The sequence below is a fragment of the Brachyspira sp. G79 genome (genome assembly GCF_002379365.1).
GTDB lineage: Bacteria > Spirochaetota > Brachyspiria > Brachyspirales > Brachyspiraceae > Brachyspira.
In genome coordinates this window covers 155,802-180,935 of the sequence record NZ_JQIU01000007.1, presented here as the reverse complement: position 1 = coordinate 180,935, position 25,134 = coordinate 155,802, and the positions used below count along the sequence as shown (strand labels likewise).

Below are 25,134 nucleotides of genomic sequence, written 5' to 3'. Positions count from 1 at the left end.
TATTTTGTGATCCCATTATATGAATAGTTAGAATGAAATGGTTTAATATAATAGAGGTGGTAGTATGCCTAATAAGAAAAACATTGAAACAGTATCATTTCTTAAAGAAAGTATTGGCGGCTGTGCAGGATTGGTGTTCTTCGATTACAGAGGAGTAACAGTATCTCAGCTCACAGATTTAAGACGTGAACTAGCTAAGACTTCTTCTTCAATGAAAATATGTAAAAACTCTTTAGTTGATATTGCTTTAAAAGAGTTAGGCAGAGAAGTAAAAGATGAAATGTTTGTCAATCCTACAGCAGTAGTATTTGCTAAGGAAGATGTACCAGGTGCAGCTAAAGTAATAAGCGAAGCATCTAAGAAAAATGACAAAATAAAAATTAAAGGCGGCTATATGGGTGAAGATTTACTTGACCCAGCACAAGTACAGGTTGTAGCAAATATTCCGCCAAGAGAAGTTTTGCTTTCTCATCTTGTTACAGCACTCGAGTCTCCTATATCAAGTTTTGCAAACAGTTTGCAAAGCATTATATCAGAGCTTGCTTATGTGCTTGACAGTGTTGAAGAAGAAAAGAAGAAATCAGCTTAATATGCTGAAAAATTATTAAAAACTAAAGAAAATTATTAAACAATATTTAAGGAGATAAACAATGGCTTTAAGTAAAGAAGAAATATTACAAGCAATAGAAGAAATGAAAGTTATCGAGCTTCATGAATTAGTAGAAGCTATTAAAGAAAAATTTAATGTAACAGCAGCTATGCCAGTTGCAGCAGTAGCAGCAGCTCCAGCAGGCGGTGCAGCAGCTCCAGCAGAAGAAGAAAAAAATGAATTTGATATCATTCTTACAGGTTTTGAAGCTGATAAAAAAATTGCTCTTATTAAAGAAGTTAGAGCAGTTAGTGGCTTAGGATTAAAAGAAGCTAAAGATGCAGTAGAAAAAGGCGGAGAAACTATTAAATCAGGTGTTTCTAAAGATGAAGCAGCAGCAATCAAAAAACAATTGGAAGCTGCAGGCGGTAAAGTTGAAGTTAAATAATTATTTTTGTAAATATATCATTAACATTTAATGATTTAAATATTAAGAAGGGTATGATACGCTTGTACCCTTCTTATTACTGTTTTTGTCAATTCAATTATAAAAAGCGTTTAATTGTGGAGATCTTTTAATATGGCCAATAACATTCAGATAGATAATAAAGTATATCCAGAACGAGGGGTAGAGTTCGCAAAGAAATATAGGATAGAAAATGGACGTGTAAACTTTTCACGTTCCGCTTCCGTAATAGAACCTCCTGATCTCCTCGCTATACAGAAAGAGTCATACGAGAGCTTCCTTCAAAAGGATGTACCTGAAAATAAAAGAAAAAATGAAGGATTGCAAGAAGTATTAACTTCTATATTTCCTATAGTGGCTTCCAATGAGAAAATGCAGATAGAATTCATCTCCTATTCTATAGGAGAGCCTAAAATTACAGAAAAAGAAGCTAGAAGAAGAGATAAAACTTACGCTTATCCTTTTAAAATAAAAGTTCAATTAACTGTAAGAGACCCAGAAAGAATTATAGAACAAGAAATTTTTGTAGGTGATATACCTGCTATGACAGATAGAGGCACATTTATAATTAATGGTGCTGAACGTGTTGTAGTTTCTCAAATTCACAGATCTCCTGGTGTTGTTTTCAATAGAAGCGACAGAGATGCTATGTTTGTAGCAAAAATCATTCCAGATAGAGGTACTTGGCTTGAATTTGAACTTGATACCAAAAAAGATATTATGTATGTCAGAATAGACAGAAAGAAAAAACTTCCTGTTACAGTATTTTTGAGAGCTATTGGTATCACAACTAATGAAGAAATTTTGAAATTATTTTATGAAGTAGATAATATATCGTTAGAAAAACTTTCAGATGATGAAAAGAAAGAAGCCCTAATAGGAAGACGTTCTTATTCTACAGTATTTGATACAGAAAACCCAGATGAAATTATATTAAACCCTGGTGAACTTATCAATACAAACCTTGCTGAAAGACTTTTAATGAGTGGAATTAAAGAAATATCAGTATTAAATATGGAAGCAATAAAAGATAATGTTACTATAATTAATACTTTAGATAAAGATACTACAAAAAATCAAGAAGAAGCATGTACAAAAATATACAATGTTATAAGACCAGGTGAACCTGCCTTAATAGAAAACGTTGTAAGAACTTGTAATGATTTGGTATTTGATCCTAAATTATATGCCTTGGGTGATGTAGGACGTTATAAAATCAATAAAAGATTAAACTTCCCTGAAAGCGAACAGGATAAAGTTTTAAGGCATAAAGATATAATAGAGACTATTCGTTTTTTAATAAAAGTATTTATTAATGAAGAACAGTTAGATGATATAGATCACTTAGGAAACAGACGTGTAAGAAGCGTAGGAGAATTGCTTGCTATACAAATAAAAGCTGGATTTACTAGAATGGAGCGTATAGCCAAAGAAAGAATGCAGATGCAGGATATGGAAGCAGTAACTCCTCAGTCTCTTGTAAGCATTAAACTTATACAGGCTGTAATAAAAGAGTTTTACGGTACAAGCCAATTATCTCAGTTCATGGATCAGAACAATCCATTATCAGAGATTACACATAAAAGAAGATTAAACGCATTAGGTCCGGGCGGTCTTACTAGAGACAGAGCAGGTTTTGAAGTAAGAGACGTACACCATACTCACTATGGTAAAATATGTCCTATTGAAACACCAGAAGGACCAAATATCGGACTTATAGTTTCACTTGCTACTTATGCTAAGATTAATAAACATGGATTTTTAGAAACTCCATACAGAAAAGTAATTGACGGAAAAGTAACAGATGAAATAGAATACTTAACAGCACATGATGAGGAGAGATACCATATTGCTGATGCTAATGCTCCTTTAAATGAAGATGGAACATTTAAAGAAAATCTTATATCAACAAGATACAGAAGTGAATTCCCATATTCTTCACCAGATCAGGTTCAGTATATGGACGTTTCACCTCAGCAAATAGTTTCTCTTTCAAGTTCATTAATACCATTCTTAGAGCATGACGATGCTAACAGAGCTTTGATGGGTTCAAACATGCAGCGTCAAAGTGTTCCTTTGCTTTATCCAGAAGCTCCTATAGTGGGAACAGGTGTAGAGGCAAAAATTTGTCAGCCTGGTACTGGAATAGCAGTTCATGCAAAAAGAGCAGGAAAGGTTATAAAAGTTGTACATGATGAAATCATAATTAAACCTACAAAACAAAACAGTGATGATGATTTTGATGTTTATGAATTGGTAAAATATCAAAGAACTAACCAAGATACTAATTATCACCAAAGACCTGTAGTAAATGTGGGAGATGTAGTTAAGGCTGGGGGACTTCTAGCTGACGGACCTGCAACTGACCATGGTGAGTTAGCACTTGGAAGAAATGTTTTAGCTGCTTTCATGATTTTTGAAGGATACAACTTTGAGGACGCTATACTTTTAAGCAGAAGATTAGTTCAGGAAGATGTATTTACTTCCATTCATATAGAAGAGTTTTCTGTAGAAGCACGCGAAACAAAATTAGATAAAGAAAACATTACTAGAGATATACCTAATGTATCAGATTCAGCTTTCAAAAACCTAGATGAAAGAGGTATTGTAAGAATAGGTGCTAAGGTAAAAGCAGGAGATATATTAGTAGGTAAAGTAACACCAAAAGGTGAAACTGAAATAACTCCAGAATACAGACTTCTTCACTCAATATTCGGTGAAAAAGCAAGAGATGTAAAAGATACTTCTTTAAGAGTTCCTCATGGTAAAGAGGGTACTGTTATAGATGTAAGAGTATACAGCAGAGAAAACGGAGATGAATTGAAGCCGGGAGTTGAGGAAGTAGTAAAAGTATTTTTAGCTAAAAAACGTATAATACAGGAAGGCGATAAAATGGCAGGTCGTCACGGTAACAAAGGGGTTGTTGCTAGAATTATGCCTATAGAGGATATGCCTTTCTTGGAAGACGGCACTCCAGTAGATATATGTCTTAACCCATTAGGTGTACCTTCACGTATGAATATAGGTCAGGTAATTGAGATGTTACTCGGTTGGTCTGGTCATAAAATGGGACTTAAATATGCTTGTCCAGTATTTGAAGGACCAAAAGAAGAGGCTTTGAGAGAAGCATTTGTTACAAGCGGTATGAATCCTAATGGAAAGGTTAGACTTTATGATGGAAGAACAGGAGAGCCTTTCAAAAATGAAGTAGCTGTAGGATATATGTACATGCTTAAACTTAACCACTTGGTTGAAGATAAAGTACATGCTAGAAGTACAGGTCCTTACTCACTTGTTACTCAGCAGCCTTTGGGAGGTAAATCTCAGTTTGGAGGTCAGCGTTTAGGAGAGATGGAAGTTTGGGCATTAGAGGCTTATGGAGCTGCAAATATGCTTCAAGAGTTCTTAACTGTTAAATCAGATGATATGACAGGACGTGCTAGAATATATGAATCTATTGTTAAAGGTGATGTTATATCTTCTCCGGGTATACCAGAAAGCTTTAATGTATTAGTTCAGGAGCTTAGAGGTTTGGGTCTTAATATTACTATTCATGATGAAGAGGGCAATCAGCTTCCTTCTACTGAAAAAGAGCTTAGACAAAAAACTAAAAAGAAAACACAGATTTTTAAATAATTAGGAGAAGTTTAAGTATATGCAATTTTCAAACTTTGACCAAATAAAAATTAGTATAGCAAGTCCTCAGGTTATGAGAGAATGGAGTTATGGTGAGGTAAAAAAACCTGAAACTATCAACTATAGAACTTTAAGACCTGAAAGAGACGGACTTTTTTGTGAAAAGATATTCGGAACTACTAAAGAATATGAATGTTACTGCGGTAAGTTTAAAAGTATTCGTTATAAAGGTGTAGTTTGCGATAAATGCGGTGTTGAAGTTACTCATTTTAAGGTAAGACGTGAGAGAATGGGGCATATAGAATTGGCTGCTCCTGTTGCTCATATTTGGTATTATAGAAACACACCTTCAAGAATAGGACTTCTTCTTAATATGAATATTGCTCATTTAAGAAGTGTACTTTATTTTGAAAGATACGTTGTTATTGATGCAGGCGATAGTGCATATTCAAAAGGCGATCTTTTAACTGAAGATGAATATAATGAGGCTTTAGATAGATACGGCGATAACATAAGAATAGGTATAGGTGCTGAGGGCATACGAGATATGCTTAAAGACCTTGATATGGACGAAGAGATTAGAAAGCTCAGAGAAGAGATGATTAAAAAAGGGGAGAAGAGCGACAGACGTTTAAGAAAGCGTCTTGAAATCTTTGAAGACTTTAAGGCTAGCGGAAATGATCCTACTTGGATGATACTTGATGTAGTGCCTGTAATTCCTCCAGATTTAAGACCTATGGTTCAGCTTGACGGCGGACGTTTCGCTACTTCAGACTTGAATGATCTATATAGAAGAGTTATTAATAGAAATATACGTTTAAGAAGATTATTAGTGTTAAGAGCACCTGATATTATCATAAGAAATGAAAAAAGAATGCTTCAGGAGGCTGTTGATGCTTTATTTGATAATAGCAGACGTAAAAAAGTAGTTAAGGGACCTGGTAACAGACCTTTAAAATCGCTTTCTGATATGCTTAAAGGTAAGCAGGGACGTTTCAGACAAAACCTTTTGGGTAAACGTGTTGACTATTCAGGTCGTTCTGTTATTGTTGCTGGTCCTAGACTTAAAATGCATCAATGCGGTCTTCCTAAAAAAATGGCTGTTGAATTATTCAAACCATTTATTATGAAAAAATTAGTTGAAATTAATTCAGCTCATAATATAAAATCGGCAAAAAGATTTGTAGAAGAGGGCAGAGAAGAAGTTTGGGGTGTATTAGAAGAAATAGCTAAAGAGCATCCTGTTCTATTAAACAGAGCACCTACACTTCACAGACTTGGTATTCAGGCATTTGAACCAGTACTTGTTGAAGGAAAGGCTATTCAGCTTCACCCATTAGTTTGTCATGCTTATAATGCTGACTTTGATGGCGACCAGATGGCAGTTCACACTCCGCTTTCTGCTGAGGCTCAGATTGAGGCTTGGACTTTGATGCTTGCTCCTCATAATATATTAAACCCTGCAAACGGAGAACCTATTGTTAACCCTACTCAGGATATAGTACTTGGTATTAGTTATTTAACTAAATTAAGAACTGGAATTAAAGGTGAGGGAAAAATATTCTCTTCTCCTAAAGATGCTCTTCTTGCCTATGACAATAATTTGGTTGAGCTTGAGGCTAGAATTAAAGTCTTGATGAAAAATAAAGATGGGGAGGAACAATTCCTTGAAACTTCTGTTGGAAGATTAAAATTTAATGAAGTTATTCCAGAAGATTTTAGATTTCAAAACAGAGATTTTAACAGTAAAGATTTAGCTAAATTTATTCATGAAGTATATTTAAAACATGGTACAGCTGTAACAGTTAATATGCTTGATGATATCAAAGAACTTGGATATAAAAGTGCTACTGTATTTGCTTCTACTATTTCTATAGCTGATATACTTATACCTCCAATGAAAAAGCATGAGATAGAAGAGGCTACTAAACAGGTAGAGTTTATTGAAAATCAATATCAAAATGGTGTTATTACTACAGATGAGAAAAAACAGAAAGTTATCGACCTTTGGACTACTGTTGAAGGTAAAATAACTGAAGCTATGATGGATAATTTAAGACAAGACCAAGACGGATTTAATCCAGTGTATATAATGGCAGACTCAGGAGCTAGAGGTTCTAAGCAGCAGATAAGACAGCTTGCTAGTATGAGAGGACTTATGGCTAAACCTTCTGGTGAAATTATTGAGCTTCCTATTATATCTAACTTTAAAGAAGGTCTTACTGTACAAGAATACTTTATTTCTACACACGGTGCTAGAAAAGGTCTTGCCGATACAGCATTAAAAACTTCTAATGCTGGTTATCTTACTAGAAGATTAGTAGATGTTGCTATTGGGGTTGTTGTTTCTGAGCATGACTGCGGTACTGTTAAAGGTATTGAAATAGAAGCTATAAAATCTGGGGATGAAATTATTGACCCTCTTAAAAACCGTATAGTTGGTTTCTTCAGTAATGAATATATTTATCATCCAGTTACTAAAGAGCTTATTTGCCCTGCTAATACTGAAATTACTGAAGAGATTGGGGATATTATAGAAAAAGCTGGCATAGAAAAAATAAGAATAAGACATCCTCTTACTTGTGAAAGTAGAATGGGTGTTTGTCAGAAATGTTATGGAAGAAGTTTATCTACTAATAATCTTGCTTCTATTGGAGAGGCCGTTGGTGTTGTTGCTGCTCAAAGTATTGGTCAGCCGGGTACTCAGCTTACAATGAGAACTTTCCACATCGGTGGTGTTGCTACTCAGATGGTTGAAGAAAATGAAGTTAAAGTTAATTATCCTATATATATAGAACAATTCTCAAATTATGTTGTTCAGCCTAATGGTGTAAAAATTACTGCTAGAAAGGGTGATTTGGTTATAAGACGTGTACTTGAAAAATTTGAGAAAAATACTATAAAAGAATTACTAGTTGAAAATAATTCTAAAGTTCTTATAGGAGACGTTATTGCCAATACTAAAGACGGAAATGAAATAAAAGCTACTCATAATGGTACTTTGATAGTTACTGATGATGATAAATATGTGATGATTACAGGAGTAAAACACTCTCTTGCTATTAAAGTGGGAAGTGAGTATAAAGTTGATGAACATGTATTCATAGAACCTAATACTGTTATAGCTAGCTTTGATACTTATAATGAACCTATTATCTCTGAAAAATCAGGTATTGTAAGATGGCAGGATATTATCCCTGGAAGAACTTTAGTTGAATCCATAGACGAACAGACTGGAAACGTAACCAATATCATTCAAGAGTTTAAAGATGCCAGTATGCAGCCTAAGATATTAATTACAGGCGAGGGTGATCCTTTTGAAACAGATATACCTAATGGTGCTCAGCTTATGGTTGAAAATAACCAAAAAGTTGAAATAGGGGAAGTTATAGCCAAAACTACTCGTATACAGCAAAAAAGTAGGGATATTACTGGAGGTCTTCCTAGAGTACAGGAATTACTTGAAGCTCAGAAACCTAAAGATACTGCTATTATTGCAGGTATTGACGGCGAGGTTGAAATAGGTGGTTCTCATAAGGGTAAAAAAGTAGTTAAAATCAGAAATGAATTTGATGAAACTAAACATTTAGTTCCTCATGGTAAAATGCTTCTTGTAAGAAACGGAGACTATGTAAAAACTGGTACTCAGTTATGTGCTGGTAAAATAAATCCTCATGACATATTAGAAACTCAGGGAGATTTGGCTTTACAGACTTATTTGCTTGAAGAGATTCAGGGTGTATATAAGCAGCAGGGTGTAGGCATTAATGATAAGCACTTTGCACTCATTATAAGACAGATGTTAAGAAGACTTGAAATTACCGATCCAGGCGATACCAAATATATTGTAGGTCAGTATGTAGATAAATATGAGTTTGAAGAAGAAAATAAACGCTATGAAGAAGCTGGCGGTTCTCCTGCAAGCGGTAAGCCAGTACTTTTAGGATTAACTAAGGCTGCTTTAAATACTGAAAGCTTTATATCTTCTGCTTCTTTCCAAGAAACTACTAAAGTTTTAACTAATGCTGCTATTAAAGGAAAAGTTGATAAACTTCTAGGGCTTAAAGAAAATGTTATTATAGGTCATTTGATACCTGCAGGTACTGGTGTTAAATTATATAATAAATTGCATGTCTATAACAAAAATAGCGGAGATTTAGATAAAAAAGATACTGTGGAAACTACCGATAAAGAAGAAGAGGTTATGCAAATAACCGTATAAATAATTTAATTAAAGAGGTTTTCATTATAATATGAGAACCTCTTTTTATAATGCTTAGTATATTCAAATAATAAAGTGTAATAAAATGATAAATAAAATTAATAAAATGCCTTTGGCTCTTACTGGTTTAGCACTTGGTATAGGAGGTATATTTAATGCTTGGACTATATTTACTGGCATTAAGTATTTTGCTTATATTGGTGCTGTAATTTCATCTATTTTAATACTTACAGTCATAACTAAAATATTTTCATCATTTGGTGATTTCCTAAATGATTTAGAACACCCAGTTGCAGGAAGCACTATTCCTACTCTTGATATGGCTGTTATGGTTATATCTTCTTCTGTGGTACAGTTTATAAGACCTCTTGGTATAGCTATGTGGTTTATTGCAATTGCTGTACATATAATATTTGCTTTTACATTTATAGCACACAGAATTAATTTAAAAGATTTACATCATATGGTGCCTAGCTGGTTTGTTCCTCCTGTTGGTATAGTTGTTGCTGCTGTTAGCGGTGCTAATATGGGTTTTCCTCAAGTGTCTCAAATAATAGTTTATATAGGAACTATTCTTTATATTGTAATATTTCCTTTTATATTTTACCGAATTATTTTTCATGAACCTTTACCTGATGACAGATTTCCTGCTTTTGCTGTAATGGGTGCTCCTGCTAATCTTTGTTTATGCGGCTATTTAGCAGCTTTTCAAACTTACAATACTGCCTTGCTTAATTTTCTTTTAGCTTTGGGATTATTTACCACATTTAAGGTTTATTTATCTCTTATAAGGGCTTTTAGAATTAAGTTTATACCTTTATTTGCAGCTTATACTTTCCCTTTGGCTGTTGGTGCTCAGGCTTTGCTTAAATATGCTAATTATTCAAAAAGTATTAATGGAGAATATTCAAATGTATGGGGTGCTATAGCTATATTTGAGCTTATAATAGCAAGTATGATGATACTTTATGTGTTTATTAATATGATGTTCTTTGTTCATAATAATGTTATAAAAGAAAATAAATAATACTATTATACTTGTTTCAAAAGTACTTGACAATATTAACTTTAAAATTATTTAATTTTGAAATTATGAAATATAATGTTTTATATATTGTGTAAGTTGTTATTTTAATACACAAATATGCAGTCTTTAGCGATTGCTTTATCGAAGGTTTGCTTTGCTAAGTCAAAAAGAAGTTGGTAGCGGTACGGTAGTGAAGCCCTGCAAATATCAAAATTTAAAAAATTAATTTTTTGACAAATTGTAATTGTCTAGGTATGTACTAAAATTTACATGCTTTAATTGTTCATAAAATTCAGTAGATAATATCATATTTTTATATTGACAATATTAAAATATATTGTATGCTATATGTGTTAATAAGGTAGGGCTTATATTAGTTCTTTAATATAAGATTTCCGATAAACTTCGATAATTTACTCTTTTATATTCAAAAACGAAGACTGGCAGCCTGTCCAGTAATAATCATTTTTATAAAAAGGAGAATTATATTTTATGAAAGTTATGGGAATAGTAGCTGGAAGACATAATGGCAATAGTGAAATTTTGGTGAAACAAGCTTTAACAGCTATCAAAGATGCAGGCGGTGAAGTAGTACTTATTAATCTGTTTGATTACAATATAAAACCATGCTCAGGATGTGAATCTTGTACTATAGCTATGGGTAAAATATTTAAAGAAGGTGGGGAGTATAAGGGTTGTATTTACAAAGAAAAAGATGATATGGATAAAATAGTAAATGTTATGAATGAATGTCAAGGTATAATAGTAGGTTGTCCTACATATGATCTCCTTCCTTCTTCTCTATATTTATCTTTTGCTCAGAGATTTTTGGCATACGAATTATCTTTTAGAATACAAATAGGGCAGGTAAAAGAGGACCCTCATACAGTTGCAGGTCTTATAGCTGTAGGCGGATCCAAACATGATTGGCAGACTATGAGTTTGGAAGGACTTGCTGCTACAATGTTTACTCAATCTATGACAGTTGTTGATATGTATTTGGCTACTAGTGTTGGAAGACCTGGTAATGTTTTAATACATAAAGACTATTTAGAAAGAGCTTATCAGATGGGTAAAAATATTGTTGATGCGATAAATACACCCGTTAATGAAAGAAAATGGCTTGGAGATACTGATTTGGGATTATGCCCTAGATGTCATTCTTCTTTAATATATCAAGGTGATGAGCATTGGGACGGAGTGAAATTTAATTTTGAATGTGCTGTATGCGGTGCGGGTGGCGATTTAGTAAAAGATGAAAATGGAAAATATAAATTTGTAATTGCTGAAAATGGACTTATAAGAGACAGAAATATCAATGAAGCAAGGGCTGTTCATTTGCAGGAAATACTTCATACAAGAGAAAATTTTATGTCGAAAAAAAGCGAAATAGAAGAAGAATATAAGAAATTCAGAGAAATGAAATTTGAAACTATAAAATAGCCGTTAATAAAACTTTTTCAATAAAATAAAAATAAGCACTATGATAATATTTAATTATTTATCATAGTGCTTTTTGCTTATGATATATATGTTGAAAATATATTAAGAGACAATTTTTGTAAGTCACATATTTTATGCTGAATTTAAACAACTATAACTTATCAAAAATAAATATAGTTTTTTGCAATTTTGTATATGTATGTAGGTATATACCTAAAAAATATAGTTTGTCAAAAAATTAATTTTTTAAATTTAAAATATTGAGGGCTTCACAGTCATGATGCTAGCAAGTTCGTTTGTACCCTGTCTGCACGCTCTGCGTACCGTAGATAGGTGTGCCACATACGAAGTACGCCTGTGTGGTTAGAAGCAGACACAGCCCGAAGTAGCAAAAGCCTGCATTTTTAGCCTAAATTTAAGTCATATCCTACAATTTAATACATATCTTTAAAATATAAAATTATAGCAATTGTTTTTTCGCGAAGTGTACCTCGGGCAAAAACAGCAGAGCTGTACGTCAAAAAGTATATAATTCTATATAAAGTGTGTCTGTTTACAAAATAAAATTGTTCCACTAAATATTTAAACTATTACTAATAATTATTAAAATAATTTTAGAACAAATAAAAGACTGATACTAATTCTAGCATCAGTCTTTAAATTTTTTTATTAATTTTTATTAAGCTTTATATGGAACTTTTACTATAGCTTTTTTAACATGAGTTTTTCCAGTTTTTGGAGGAAGTCCTACTCTATGTGCATCATAAGGAAGAAGTATCAAAATTTCTCCCTGAGATAAAGTTAAGCGTACAGTTCCTTCACCTTCCCAATCATGATAATCTGTTTTTTCATCATAAGTTTTAGGCTTTAAAGTAGAAGTATTTGCTATGATAAAATCTTCAGCCCCCTCAAATATAATCTGAATATCAACAAATTTTAAATGAGATTCCCAAGGCGGATTATCTTTGTTATCATATTCTGCAACATTGATAAAAGCACCCTCACAAATTTCTTTGTCTAGTAAATGTTTCCCGTTAGGAAGTTTTTTTAATTCATCATAATGATCTCTAATATAGTTTTTTGCTTTCCATATAGTATCATGAAAATCCTGATTAAATTCACTGTTTATTGGTTTTAATATCATAATAAATCCTTTAATAATTTTTTAATGCTGTTATGCACACGTGAACAATTATGTTTAATAAGCATAACATCAAAAAATAATACTTTTTTAATTATAGTTTAGATAAATATTTATCAAACATACTCTTTAATAAAGCTTTTTCAGTTTCACCAAGAGGTTTTGAACCCATAGGAGCTCTGCAGTAAGAAACAGCGGAAGGATCGTAGAAAGTAATACATTCTTTAAGAGCTGGATATATACCTACTTTTAATAAAGTTGATATTACATCATTCATATTATGCTGAATTTTTAAAGCTTCTTCCATATCTTTTTTTTCAACAGCTTCTATAACTTTTTTAGCCAATGGAGCTTGAATATTGTAAGTAGAACCAATACCAGATCTTAAACCATAAGAAGCATAAGCTATTAATAATTCATCAAAACCTGCCCACATCATTTTTGTAGGGAATTTTTGTTTTAATCTTTCAAGTAGGAACAAATCAGATGAAGTGTATTTTATACCCATTACTCTATCATTTTCAAATAATTTTCCAAAATCATCTAAAGATATACTGTTATTTGAAAGTGTAGGTAAGAAATATATAACAATAGGTGTTTTGCTTGTAGAGTTTAATATAGTATTATAATATTTGCTAATATCATCAAAAGAGAATGGATAATAGTATGGAGTAACAGCAGAAATAAGATCATAACCTAATTCTTCAGCTTTATTTGCCATTTCGCATGCTTCATTAAGATTTAAAGTACCTACATGAGCAATAAGAGGAATTTTACCAGCAACCTCTTCTTTTGTTATTTCAAAAACTGCCATTCTTTCTTCTTTAGACATAAGAAGTCCCTCTCCTGTAGAACCTCCTACATATAAACCATCTACTTTCATGCGGTCTATATTATGTCTTACATATTTTCTTAAAACATTTTCGTCCAATTTACCTTCTTTTGTAAATGGAGTCATTAGAGCTGATAATATACCTTCGCATCTATTCATATTACTTCTCCTTAAAAAAATTTATTAAGCGTTTATGTATGCTTAATATATCTATATTGTATAAAGTAAGTCCAATTTTTGCAATATCTATACTCTTTATTTTGCAAAAAATATTTGCAAACTATAATCTTTTTGTTATAATTCATTATTGTAATATAAAGTTTTGTATATGAAAATGAAAGATGAGCGTATTTTAATATTTTTAAAATTTATTTCTATAGTATTTCTAGTGCTGTTTATACTTCTTAATATAGCTTCTATTTCGTATTATGAAAATAAATTTATATTTATACTATTGTTTCTATTATTTTTATTATTTTTTGTTCCTTCATTTATACTTTACAAATATTTAACAAAAACGTATTTAATTAAAGAATATAAAGAAATAGAAGAAAAGATATTAGACGGTAAAATATACAGATTTTCAAAAATAAATAGTTCTGTAATAAATGATTATCAAAAGGCAATAATAGACTTAAAAGAGAAAAACAGCTATATTTTAGGAAGATATGATGTACTTGATAATATAAAAAAACAATATAAGAGAGATATGAAAAAAGCAAGAAAACTTCAGCAATACATGATTCCAAATAAAATGCCAAACAATAATTATATTACTTCAGCATCATTATATAAACCATTTGAAGTAATAGGCGGAGATTTTTTTGATTATGTAAATATAGATAATAACCGAATACTGTTTATTATGTCTGATATAAGCGGACATGGTGTAGAGGCGGCAATCATTACTGCTATGTTTAAAACAGCTTTTAGAAATTTGGCCTCTTCTTTCAAATCTGTAAGTTCTTTTTTGTATGATATAAATAACTACCTATTACAGATACTTCCAATTAACTATTATCTTACTATGATTATAGCAGAAATAGACTTAAAAAATAAAAAACTTACATATTCAAATGCCTCTCATACTCCAATGCTTTTAGTAAGAGAAAATAGTATAAATGAATTTACTAAGGGAGGTACTATAATAGGGCTTTTTCCAAAAGCAAAATATGAGGAAGAAACAATTGATATAAAAACAAATGACATATTATTTTTTTATACTGATGGAGTAACAGAAGCATCAAAATCAAAGAATAAGTACGATTTATATGGTATAGATAGATTAAAAAAAGTTCTTTATGATAATAGAAGTAATAAAATAGAAAAAGTAATGGAGAATATAGAAAAAGATTTTTATGAATATCTTTCATATATGGTACCTGATGATGATTTTACTATTGCAGCATTTAAATTAAAATAGATAATTTTTTATTAAATTATAAATTAATAGACTTATTTAAGAAATGCCAGACAAGATTATATATAAAATTTTATTAATTAATAAATTTAAAAAACAATGTTTTATATGTTGTATAAATTATCATTTTAGTATCAAATATGCAGTCTTTCGGCAGAGAGGATAACTGTGTATTTCTCAGGTCTAGTCCTTGCAATCATAAATGAAATTAGTTTTGAAACAAGTATAATATATATTTTGTGAAGAAAATTTATATAAAAGAAATGACCTATATAAAAAGCCATTTCTTTTATATAAATATTAAAATTTAAAACTATTAATTTGTTCAACCATATCTTCTATTTTTGTTCTTACTTCTTTTGTGGAACTAGCATTTGCCTCTGCTAAATTACTATTTTCACCTGTAATAGAATTAAGCTGTCTTACAGAAACATTAATTTGATTTATACTGTCAGCCTCTATAACTGCTCTCTCTGAGATAGAGCTTAATTTAGTAAGCATATCCTGTGCTAAAGATTCTATATCCTCAAGTATTTTTGAAGAGTTTTCAACGGCTTTATTTCCAGCCTCTACTTTTGCTAAAGCATCATTAATAGTATTAGTAATATTTTTAGCCGTTTCATCAACATTCTGGGCTAAAGAACGTATCTCGCTTGCTACTACAGCAAAACCTTTACCTTGCTCCCCAGCTCTTGCAGCCTCAACTGCTGCATTTAATGCAAGTATATTTGTCTGAAAAGCAATAGACTGTATAAGTTTTGTCATTTCTGATATTTTTTTACTAGATTCAGATATCTCACTCATACTGCTTATAATTTCTGAAGAGGATTCAACCCCTATTTTAGTAGCATCTGCCACTTTTACACTCATATCCTTAGCATCATTAGACTGAATATTTGTTTCATCAAGTGATGATGATAAAGATTCTATTAAGCTAGATAATTCCTCAAGTGAAGAAGCCTGAGTATTAGTTCTGTCAGATAAATTTGTACTTCCATCAGAAACTGTATCTATTTCATTATTAATAAAATTTAAAGATTCTTGTAGAGAATGTATAGAGTTTCCAAGAGATTTCTGCATATTCTGTATAGAATTTACTAAAACACCTGTTTGGTCAGACTTTTTTAATAACTTATCTTCAAATACAGCATTGAAATGTTTATCTGTCATATTTTTTATAACATCTATAGCTCTATCTAAAGTTTGAGATAATGGTGTAACATTTAACATAACAAGTACAAACTGAATTAATAAAAATCCTATAGCAACAACAACCATTATAATAGAAAGTGTGATTATTTTATTATTAAGATAAGATGAACTTCCATTTCCAACTAAAAGCCAAGGAGTATTAGGTATATCATACACGGCTGTCCATTTGGATTTACCAATACTAGAAGTATAATCTGTTCCATTGAGTTTAGGAGCATTAAGTTCTGTATATATAGTTCTTTGTTTATTAAAAATTAAAGTATTGTCCGAATGAGTAATAAATAGCCCATCTTCTAATGCTATATAATATTTACTGTCGCTATTGCTAAGCAAAAGCTCAGATATTTTTTTAAAAGATATATCTATACCAATTACACCTATAAAACTTCCATTTAATGTTACGCCTTTGGATATAGTAATAACTGTTTCCTTACTTTCTGCATCTATATATGGAGAGCTTATAAATATGTTGGAAGGATTTTTTTTAGCTTCTATATACCATTCTCTAGTAGTTTGGTCAAATCCTTCAATATTATCTCCGTATACTATTACCAATAATCCTCCGTCTTTATATGATACTGTTCCGCTGAAATGTATATTTTTAATCTCTTCTTTTATGCTTTCTAATTCCTTAAAAGAATCAAGCATTTGAGTATAATCTGTTTCATATTTACAATATGCTGCTAAAACTTCTATTTGTGAATAATAATAATTAAGCCAAGTAGTAACTGATGTTTCATTCTTATACATATTAGACTCTATCTCTAAGGCAAATTCTCTTTCGTACCTAGGTATAAAATATAACATCAACGCTGCAACTATAACTATTATAAACCCAGCAAATGGAAGTAAAAATTTAAGCATTAATATATACTTCTTTTTGTTATCATTCATAAATAATTCTCCAAATCTTTTAATTAATAAATTAACATTTTTCGGTAATATTATCAAATATTATTAATTAATAATCAAAAAAATTATATTGATAATATAATAATAAAATAGAAAAAATGCAATAAAAAAATAAAATAAAAAAATAGGAGAGCTAAATTAATAACTCTCCTATTTTTATATTATTTGTTTTTTACTTTTTATTTTTTTATATCAAGCAAATCGTCACCTATATTTACAGAAGAAGCACTTATAACATTAACTTCAGAATAATCATCAGAATTTGTTACTATAACAGGAGTAAGTGTAGGATATCCTTCTCCCCTTATTTTTTCAATATTAAATTCCAATAATAAATCACCTTTTTTAATTTTTTGTCCTTCTTCTATATGTGAAATAAAGTGAGCACCGCCCAATTTTACAGTATCCATACCAACATGGATAAGAAGTTCAACTCCATTATCAGAAGTTAATCCTATAGCATGTTTTGTAGGGAAAGCAGTCTCTATTATACCGTCAAAAGGAGCATATACTTTACCTTCTTTAGGTTCTATAGCTATACCTTTACCCATAGCACCGCTTGAGAATGCTTCATCTTTAACACTTTCTAATTTTACTATATTACCTTTTATAGGAGCATATACTTTATCTACCAAAGAAGTAGTTTCTTTATTCTCTTCTTTTTTATCTGCAGAAGGCTCTTCTTTCTTTTCTTCCTGTTTTACTGTTTCTGACGCAGTATTTGCAGTATTAACAGATACTTCTTCATCACTTATAGGATCATGCAAATAATCTTCAAGTCTTGATTTTATTACAGTAACTTTAGGTCCGTATATTACCTGTATACCATTTCCTTTTTTGATAATACCAGCAGCACCGCTTTGTTTTAATAGAGCATCATCAACTTTAGAGGCATCAAATACTGTTATACGAAGTCTTGTAGCACAGCAGTCCACATCGCTTATGTTTTTCTTTCCGCCAAGCCCTGATGTTATTAAAGGAGCTTCTTCATATTTAGATGCTGGAGATGATTCACCTTCTTTTCCTGCATTTTTAGCAGCTTCAACATCAGATCTTCTATATAGTTTAGGCTCTTCTGTATCTGGTTCTCTTCCAGGTGTTTTCCAATCGAATTTTTTAATTAAGGCAGAGAATAGGAAATAGTAAACAAAGAAATAAACAACACCAACTATTACTATCCATACCCAATTAGTTTTAGCATTGCCTTGTATTATACCGAATAACAACAAGTCTATAAAACCGCCAGAGAATGTCATACCTACTGTAACATGAAGTATATGCATAAGCATGAAAGATATACCTGCAAGTACACAGTGAATAGCATAAAATATAGGAGCTACGAATATAAATGTAAACTCTATAGGCTCAGTAATACCAGTAAGCATAGCTGTTAGGGCAGCAGAGAAAAGCAAAGCACCTACTACCTGTCTTTTTTCTGGTCTTGAAGTTTTATACATAGCCAAAGCAGCACCAGGTAAACCGAATATCATAAATGGGAATTTACCAGTCATAAAACGAGTAGCTTCAACACTGAAAGCAGTTGTAGTAGGGGAGCCTAACTGAGCAAAGAATATGTTTTGAGCACCTTCTACCAAATTGCCGTCTATCATCATAGTACCGCCAAGTGAAGTCTGCCATAATGGAGTATAGAATACATGGTGAAGTCCGAAAGGTATTAATGCTCTCTCTATTATACCATAGAATAAAGTACCTATATAACCAGAACCAGCTATTAAGTCTCCTAATTTATTCATGACAACCTGTACTGGAGGCCATACATAATACATCAATATACCAACTACTAAAAATACTATAGAAGATATTATAGGAACAAATCTTGTACCGCCGAAAAATGACAATACTTGAGGAAGCTCTATATTATAATATTTATTATGCAAAGCAGCTACTCCAAGACCTACTATAATACCACCGAATACACCCATTTGAAGTGATAATATACCTACAACATTTGTAGTAGATCCAGCCAAAAGTTTTTCAGCTCCGCCCATAACTTGTATCATTTTACCTATAGAAGCATGCATTACAAAAAATGCTATAGCTCCAGATAAAGCAGCAACCTCTTTCTCTTTTTTTGCCATACCTATAGCTACACTCATAGCAAATATAATGGGAAGGTTTCCAAATATGATATTACCAGCCTCACTTAATACTGATAATATATCATAAGCAATAGTACCCGGCCCCAAGATACCCATTAAATTATAGGTTTCAAGCATTGTGGTATTAGTTAATGAACTTCCTATACCTAAAAACAAACCTGCAACAGGAAGTACGGCTATAGGAAGCATAAATGATCTTCCTACCCTTTGCAGTACACCGAAAATTTTATCCTTCATATAAAGAACTCCAGATTATTAAAATATATTTTTGATAAGAATATGAGAGACATGATAAAATAAAGTATTATGTATACTAATATCACATATAAACATCAATTCTTACTATAAGTATAATAAATTTTTTTATAATTGTATATATTTTTATCAACAATTTTTATAAATTGGCTTTTATATTGAATTATTATAATTAATTTATTATGTTCATAAAAAAGACTGCCCGCAAAAAGCAGACAGCCTTTTTTGAAAATAATGATTGAAATTAATCAAGCCAAGTTTGAGAAGTAGTCAATTGTTATACCAGTTGAAGTATCAAACACTGTATCACTGAATATATAACTATCTACTTTTGATAAATTATTAATAACTGCAGCATTATCATATATATTCATACTTAAATCCAATACGTATTATGCAGAATAATCTTTAACCAATTTTACATACAAATCAATATCTTCTAAAACTGAACCATTCATACTATAGTTTACAGTTAAAGTAACTTTATAAACTTGAGATGAATCTTTAGCTATGTTCTGATCATTTATTATATTTTGAACTGCATAAGACTGTATCTCCAATACTGCCGAACTATTATATTGATTAAAAAGTTGATTACCAACTAAACCCCAGCTGTCAGTTATTGAATCAGCCTGTTTTAATGATGATACGCTTATATTATATGCCTGTTGGGCATTTTCAGGATATTTTATTGTATAAGAAACTTGAGTATTTACAGTTCCGTCTCCCAAATTAACAGTTAAAGGATTTGAAGAACTTGAACCTGCACCTTCTATAGATATATTTAAAGGCCAGCTTGATGCAGCTTTAACTGTTATTGTAAAATTAGCATAGCCGCCATTATTTAACTCATCACTGAATGCATATCCTTCTGCTGCCTCTATGCTATATACATTTATAATGCCGTCTTTATTTCCTGTAGGGAATGTACTCCAGCTTAAATAATTTATACTATAATCATCAATAACTATTTTATCTTTAGAAAGTTTTTTCAAAGCCTCTTTAATGTTATTTAAAGCTGTATCTGGAGTAGTATCTGCTGATGCTGTAAGAGTAAGAGAAGCAGAGCCTACACTTTTGCTGAATCCGCTTACTTCAATAGTATTAAGCCAAGTATTAAACTCATCTAATGTTATATCAGGTAAGTCATCTCCTTTTCTAATTTTAAGAGTAACTTTTACATCTGTTTTATCATTATATCCGCTAGCTCTTGCTGTGAAAGTTATTTCAAATTCTGCAGTTTCTCCTGCTTTTAAAGTATTATGGGCATTTAATAGATCATTACCTTGCAATTGTATAGATGCAGCTCCATCTTCTTTATAATAAGAGGCAGAAATATAATCAATTTTTATTCCTGTTGAAGTTGTTTCTACTATTGATGTAGATTGAAAACCTATACTTTCTGCATCTGTAGAAATATTAAACTCAGCAGATTTATATTCACCTCTGTTGTCTGTAACTATTTCAGGTATGCTGTTAATAGTTATACTCAAATCTCTTTTAGCAAAGCTTAAATTTCCACTAAAGTTTACCTGAAGATTAACAGAATTATTTATTACTTTATTAGCAGATACCTGATTAAAACTAATATAGAAACTATTTTCACTACTAATAGATACATAAGATATTTCTAAATACTCTGTTTTTGATTTTGATATTTGTCCTTCTATAGCATTTACAAAGTTAAGTAAATCAATAGTATCAGTTTTGCCGTTAGCGTCTATAGTTAAGTTAGCAGTATATCTATATTGACTTTCTTTAGTTACATTTAAATCGCCAAAATTAACAGCAAAAGTATTTCCGCTTTTACCTGTTACATTTATAGTGCCTAATTGATTGATAGATTTTTTATAATCTTCTTCTGTAGCCTCAGGTGTAACTGCCCAATTTGCATTAGCTTCTATTTTTAATATAAAGCCGTCTTTAAAATTTGCATCAGTTACTGGGTTTCCAGTTTGTTTGTCATCAAAAGTTATTTTTGCTTCTAAAGGATTACTGTTTGCTTGCGAATTGGGTTCCGATCCGTCTGAGGCAGTACTGTCAGAAGTGATAAAGTTCACTTCATATTGAAAACTTTCTTCAATTTCATATATTTTTTCTCTTATATAATTTTCAAGCCCTCTTAAATATCCAGACTTATTATTATTCATAGGCTTTACTGTCAAAACATTTCCAGATTGACTAATAGTCGCAAAATTCCACTCCTGCTCTCCTGCCTTTACCATGCCTATATATTTTAATTTTTCTACAAATTCGCTAGGACTGGCAGGTGTGTTAATACCTCCTGATGGATTTGTTGGGCTTTTAGAACAGCTTACAGCAATAATGGTTACTAAAGCTGCTATAAAAAATTGTAAAAAAAACTTTTTCATAGTTTTACTCCTTAAATATTTTTATAAAAAGTCAAAAGGTATGACTTTGTTATCATAATAATTTTTTTGATATAAAATAATGATGTGTAATAAATAAAATAATATTATTATGCTTGATGCTTGATGCTTGATGCTTGATGCTTGATGCTTGATGCTTGATGCTTGATGCTTGATGCTTGATGCTTGATGCTTGATGCTTGATGCTTGATGCTTGATGCTTGATGCTTGATGCTTGATGCTTGATGCTTGATGCTTGTCATAATGTTCTCTTTAAGTAAATAGTTACTTGAAATTATACACTAATTAATTAAATATGTCAATTTATTTATATATATTAATTTATTATATATTTTAAAACCATATATTTATTTTAAATAATATTAATAATACTATGTAATTATATATATAGTGTTATAATATTAATAAAAAAATTTATATAAAATTTATTTATAATATAAAAATATTAATTATATTTAAAAGTATAAAAAAAATATATATTGGTTGTTTCAAAGTAATTGACAAAGAATTTTTTAAGTTTGTTATTTTATGATGAATTACGTAATATTAATTGTAAAATAATACTAATAAAAAATGAATTTATATTGATTTAATATATTATGATGTAAAATTAAAATAAACTAGGCTCTTCTTCCAGCACTTTATTCTTGTATCTATTATAAACACTATCTTCTGTATTGAGTTCTTCTTTAGTTTTATATGTAATATTATATTTTTCTTCTAGTGCTTCTATTTTTGAGTATAGTTTTTCTTTATATTCATCTTTTAAAAGCCCATCGCTTCCGTAAATATACAAATATTTTTTATAATGTTCTGGAAATGTACGCCTAACAAAGTTTAAATATATCTTTCTACATTCTCCTCTTAATTTGAGAACATCTGTTGCACAATAGTCTATATTATACTCTTTCACTTTTTTAAAAATATTTTCAATTTCATTTTCTGTAATAAAAGGCATTACTGGCATAGTATGAACTGCTGTTACAGCTTTTGTCTTTTTAAACTCTTTTAATATATTTAATCTTCTCTCTGGGATTATTACATTAGGCTCTATTAATGAAGATAATTTTTCATCTAATGCCGTTATTGTTGTTGCTATTCTTACAGGTACTATACTTGAAAGCTCATCTATCAAGTCAAAATCTCTTAATATCAAATCGCTTTTTGTGGATATACACATTGGAGTTTTATATCTTATTAATAGTTTCAAAACATCTCTCATAAGTTTATAATCTTTTTCTGCTTCCTGATAATTGTCTGTAACACTTCCTAGATTAATAATATCTCTTTTCCAATTTCTTGATGCTAATTCTTTTTCTAAAACTTCTGCAATATTCTTTTTTACAAATATTTCACCAAAAAAATCTTTTGAATTAATATATTTATGAGAATATACAGCAAAACAGTAATAGCATTTATGGATACATCCTCTGTAAATATTTAAATCATAGCAAAATCCATATTCATTATCTATTTTATTTAAAGCTGATTTGCAGTTAATTTCTCTGTATTTAATCATATATTTATCTCTTTAATAATATATTAAAACATTATATTTATATATAATACTGTATATTAATATTTTTATCAAGTATGGTTGTAAAAATCAAAACAAAAAATTTAAAAAAATATTACACATAAACATCTATAATATAAAAATATTGATTTAGAAAAAATTGATAAAACAAAAATATATTTATTATATTAAACTTATAAAAAATACTTGCAAATTAGAAATATAAAATGGATAATAATATTATCTAGTGAACATCTTAATAAATCTTTCTCTATATTTATAAGTTAATAATTTTTTATTGTATAGTTCTGATAAAGTTTTAATTTCGGTATTATCCATATTTTCTGTTTCTATGGCATATATATAACTATCTTCTTTAAAACCCTTTATCATAATATGAACATAATTACTAAATTTGTTAGTAAGGAAAATCTTAAAGAATATTATTGAGCAAGTTAATATTAAAGAGTTTACTATTACGTATATTAGTATAAACATATAATAAGGATATGTAAAATCTTTTCCGCTTCCTATAAATAAGAATCCATTTCCCTGCATAATAGCTGCTTCAAAAAGCAAATGTCTGCTTTCGAAATCTTCCCAATTATTAGTTCTGTATTTAAGTTCATTTTCATAATAAATTGCCGCCATATTATAGCTTTTAGCAAATCCTTCATACTCTAATTTATCATTATCAGCATTTTGAGAAAAAGCAAGTTCTGCTTCATATACAATTTCATTTTTTGTGTTTTCATAAGATGTAATGATTTTATTGTCAAATACCCAGTTTATTACTCCGTATAATACTATAAATATTATAGCCATAATGATAGAAATAGTTATTATAAAATATGATGATATAAGAGAATAAAAGCTGGTTTTATTTTCAGCACTAAACAAATAAAAGAAATATATTATATGTGATATATAAAATATAAATAATACATGATATCCTCTTGTAAGGAAAGAGGCTGCAATATTTTCTCTTAAAAATACTCTGTTTAGAGAGAAAAAGTTAGTTATATAAAAAAGACCTAATATTGATAATACAAATGGTACTAAATATACAATAAGATAGAAGAAAAGTTCTATTCTTGAGTATCTGTTCATCTTATAGAAGAAAACACATACAAAATAAAAAGAGCATAAAAACTCTATAAACATTAATACTCTCATAATATAAGTATGCATATTCACTATCATGTATGCACACATCGATATTATAGTTAAAGATGATACAGCAGCTACTATAAAAGTGATATTATATTTTGCTAGTTTTTCCACTTTATTTCTCCTGTTTTTGCTTTATCATATATTACCCTAACCATTTTATAATCCAGTCCCAAAAAAGAAGCGTTGTTTACCAAGTTATACAAAGCACTTGAAAATATAGGCTGAGTGTTTTCTATAATTTTATCAGTATAAGGATATGAAGCCATTATTCTTGACAAATTAAAAAGTATTGCTATTAATTTAGAAGAACTTGAAAGCTCATCATTTGTTATAGAATATGGTAAAACACTTTTAGCTGCTATTGCTATAAATATGGGATTAATATGCTCTAGTGTTGATATATTTGATATAGAATGCTCTATCATTTCTCTGGCTTTATCTATAAACTCTTTTGGTTCATACTTGTATTCATAGTATATAGGAAGAGAGGCTATATAGCTTGTATGCATTATATCTCTTAATACCAAGAGTATAGATATGTAATTTATAAGCTCATTATTATTAAGTTCAAATTTATCATCATTAATAATTCTATCCTCAATACCATTGCCTTTAATCCAAGAGATGGAGATTATCTGTCTTATTATGTCATTTTCTAGTATAGTATATGTATATGATATATAGTCCAAAAAAGCTTCATTGCTGTTTGATCTTCTTATTAAATTGATAATAGATTCTCTTTGAACTTCTAATTTATCATCTGAACCAGGTATATGAGAA

General features: G+C 30.1%; 17 protein-coding genes. 7 read left to right on the top strand and 10 right to left on the bottom strand.

Features of this window, described 5'->3' with window-relative positions; translation table 11 throughout:
• Nucleotides 1–64: 64 nt before the first annotated feature.
• The 6 genes from rplJ (at nucleotide 65) to KQ44_RS00835 (ending at nucleotide 11,383) form a co-directional block, all read left to right on the top strand.
• Nucleotides 65–589: a 50S ribosomal protein L10 gene (gene rplJ / locus KQ44_RS00860; RefSeq protein WP_020004950.1), complete on the top strand. Its 525-nt coding sequence runs from the start codon at nucleotides 65–67 to the stop codon at nucleotides 587–589.
• Between the two features lie 61 nt (nucleotides 590–650).
• Complete coding sequence (gene rplL, locus KQ44_RS00855; RefSeq protein ID WP_013114408.1) at nucleotides 651–1,037, top strand: 50S ribosomal protein L7/L12; 387 nt, start codon at nucleotides 651–653, stop codon at nucleotides 1,035–1,037.
• A 132-nt stretch (nucleotides 1,038–1,169) separates the two neighbouring features.
• Nucleotides 1,170–4,691, top strand: a complete 3,522-nt coding sequence (rpoB, locus tag KQ44_RS00850; protein ID WP_096735838.1) for a DNA-directed RNA polymerase subunit beta — start codon at nucleotides 1,170–1,172, stop codon at nucleotides 4,689–4,691.
• A 19-nt stretch (nucleotides 4,692–4,710) separates the two neighbouring features.
• A complete protein-coding gene (gene rpoC, locus KQ44_RS00845; protein WP_096735837.1) occupies nucleotides 4,711–8,913 on the top strand; it encodes a DNA-directed RNA polymerase subunit beta' in 4,203 nt (1,400 codons plus the stop codon).
• Between the two features lie 85 nt (nucleotides 8,914–8,998).
• On the top strand, nucleotides 8,999–9,940 hold the full coding sequence (locus KQ44_RS00840; RefSeq protein WP_096735836.1) for a TDT family transporter: 942 nt from the start codon (nucleotides 8,999–9,001) through the stop codon (nucleotides 9,938–9,940).
• Nucleotides 9,941–10,432: 492 nt separating this feature from the next.
• A complete protein-coding gene (locus KQ44_RS00835; protein WP_096735835.1) occupies nucleotides 10,433–11,383 on the top strand; it encodes a flavodoxin family protein in 951 nt (316 codons plus the stop codon).
• A 679-nt stretch (nucleotides 11,384–12,062) separates the two neighbouring features.
• On the opposite strand, the gene KQ44_RS00830 is transcribed toward KQ44_RS00835, so the two are convergent.
• Together KQ44_RS00830 and KQ44_RS00825 are read right to left on the bottom strand one after the other, a co-directional pair.
• Nucleotides 12,063–12,527 carry a YhcH/YjgK/YiaL family protein gene (locus KQ44_RS00830; RefSeq protein ID WP_096735834.1) on the bottom strand — a complete coding sequence of 155 codons (465 nt, stop codon included), beginning with the start codon at nucleotides 12,525–12,527 and terminating at the stop codon, nucleotides 12,063–12,065.
• A 91-nt stretch (nucleotides 12,528–12,618) separates the two neighbouring features.
• Entirely contained in the window at nucleotides 12,619–13,515 is an 897-nt protein-coding gene (locus tag KQ44_RS00825) for an N-acetylneuraminate lyase (RefSeq protein WP_096735833.1), read from the bottom strand.
• Nucleotides 13,516–13,690: 175 nt separating this feature from the next.
• Here KQ44_RS00825 and KQ44_RS00820 point away from each other — a divergent pair, with 175 nt between their 5' ends.
• Nucleotides 13,691–14,779, top strand: a complete 1,089-nt coding sequence (locus KQ44_RS00820; protein ID WP_096735969.1) for a PP2C family protein-serine/threonine phosphatase — start codon at nucleotides 13,691–13,693, stop codon at nucleotides 14,777–14,779.
• Nucleotides 14,780–15,076: 297 nt separating this feature from the next.
• Here KQ44_RS00820 and KQ44_RS00810 read toward each other — a convergent pair whose 3' ends face one another.
• The 8 genes from KQ44_RS00810 to KQ44_RS00780 form a co-directional block, all read right to left on the bottom strand.
• On the bottom strand, nucleotides 15,077–16,882 hold the full coding sequence (locus tag KQ44_RS00810) for a methyl-accepting chemotaxis protein (RefSeq protein WP_096735831.1): 1,806 nt from the start codon (nucleotides 16,880–16,882) through the stop codon (nucleotides 15,077–15,079).
• Between the two features lie 197 nt (nucleotides 16,883–17,079).
• The gene (locus KQ44_RS00805; RefSeq protein WP_096735830.1) at nucleotides 17,080–19,257 is read right to left on the bottom strand and encodes a PTS transporter subunit IIABC; all 2,178 of its coding nucleotides are present in this window, start codon (nucleotides 19,255–19,257) and stop codon (nucleotides 17,080–17,082) included.
• Between the two features lie 266 nt (nucleotides 19,258–19,523).
• On the bottom strand, nucleotides 19,524–19,649 hold the full coding sequence (locus KQ44_RS15340; RefSeq protein ID WP_276307022.1) for a hypothetical protein: 126 nt from the start codon (nucleotides 19,647–19,649) through the stop codon (nucleotides 19,524–19,526).
• Nucleotides 19,650–19,667: 18 nt separating this feature from the next.
• A complete protein-coding gene (locus KQ44_RS00800; protein ID WP_096735829.1) occupies nucleotides 19,668–21,647 on the bottom strand; it encodes a hypothetical protein in 1,980 nt (659 codons plus the stop codon).
• A gap of 107 nt (nucleotides 21,648–21,754) precedes the next feature.
• Entirely contained in the window at nucleotides 21,755–21,907 is a 153-nt protein-coding gene (locus KQ44_RS00795) for a 50S ribosomal protein L19 (RefSeq protein ID WP_168171242.1), read from the bottom strand.
• Nucleotides 21,908–22,275: 368 nt separating this feature from the next.
• Nucleotides 22,276–23,184: a radical SAM protein gene (locus KQ44_RS00790; RefSeq protein ID WP_096735828.1), complete on the bottom strand. Its 909-nt coding sequence runs from the start codon at nucleotides 23,182–23,184 to the stop codon at nucleotides 22,276–22,278.
• 237 nt (nucleotides 23,185–23,421) lie between these two features.
• Entirely contained in the window at nucleotides 23,422–24,465 is a 1,044-nt protein-coding gene (locus KQ44_RS00785; RefSeq protein ID WP_096735827.1) for a hypothetical protein, read from the bottom strand.
• Nucleotides 24,453–25,134, bottom strand: a 682-nt coding sequence (locus tag KQ44_RS00780; protein WP_096735826.1) for a pyridoxine kinase, incomplete at its 5' end; no start/stop codon positions are given. The genes KQ44_RS00785 and KQ44_RS00780, both read right to left, overlap by 13 nt.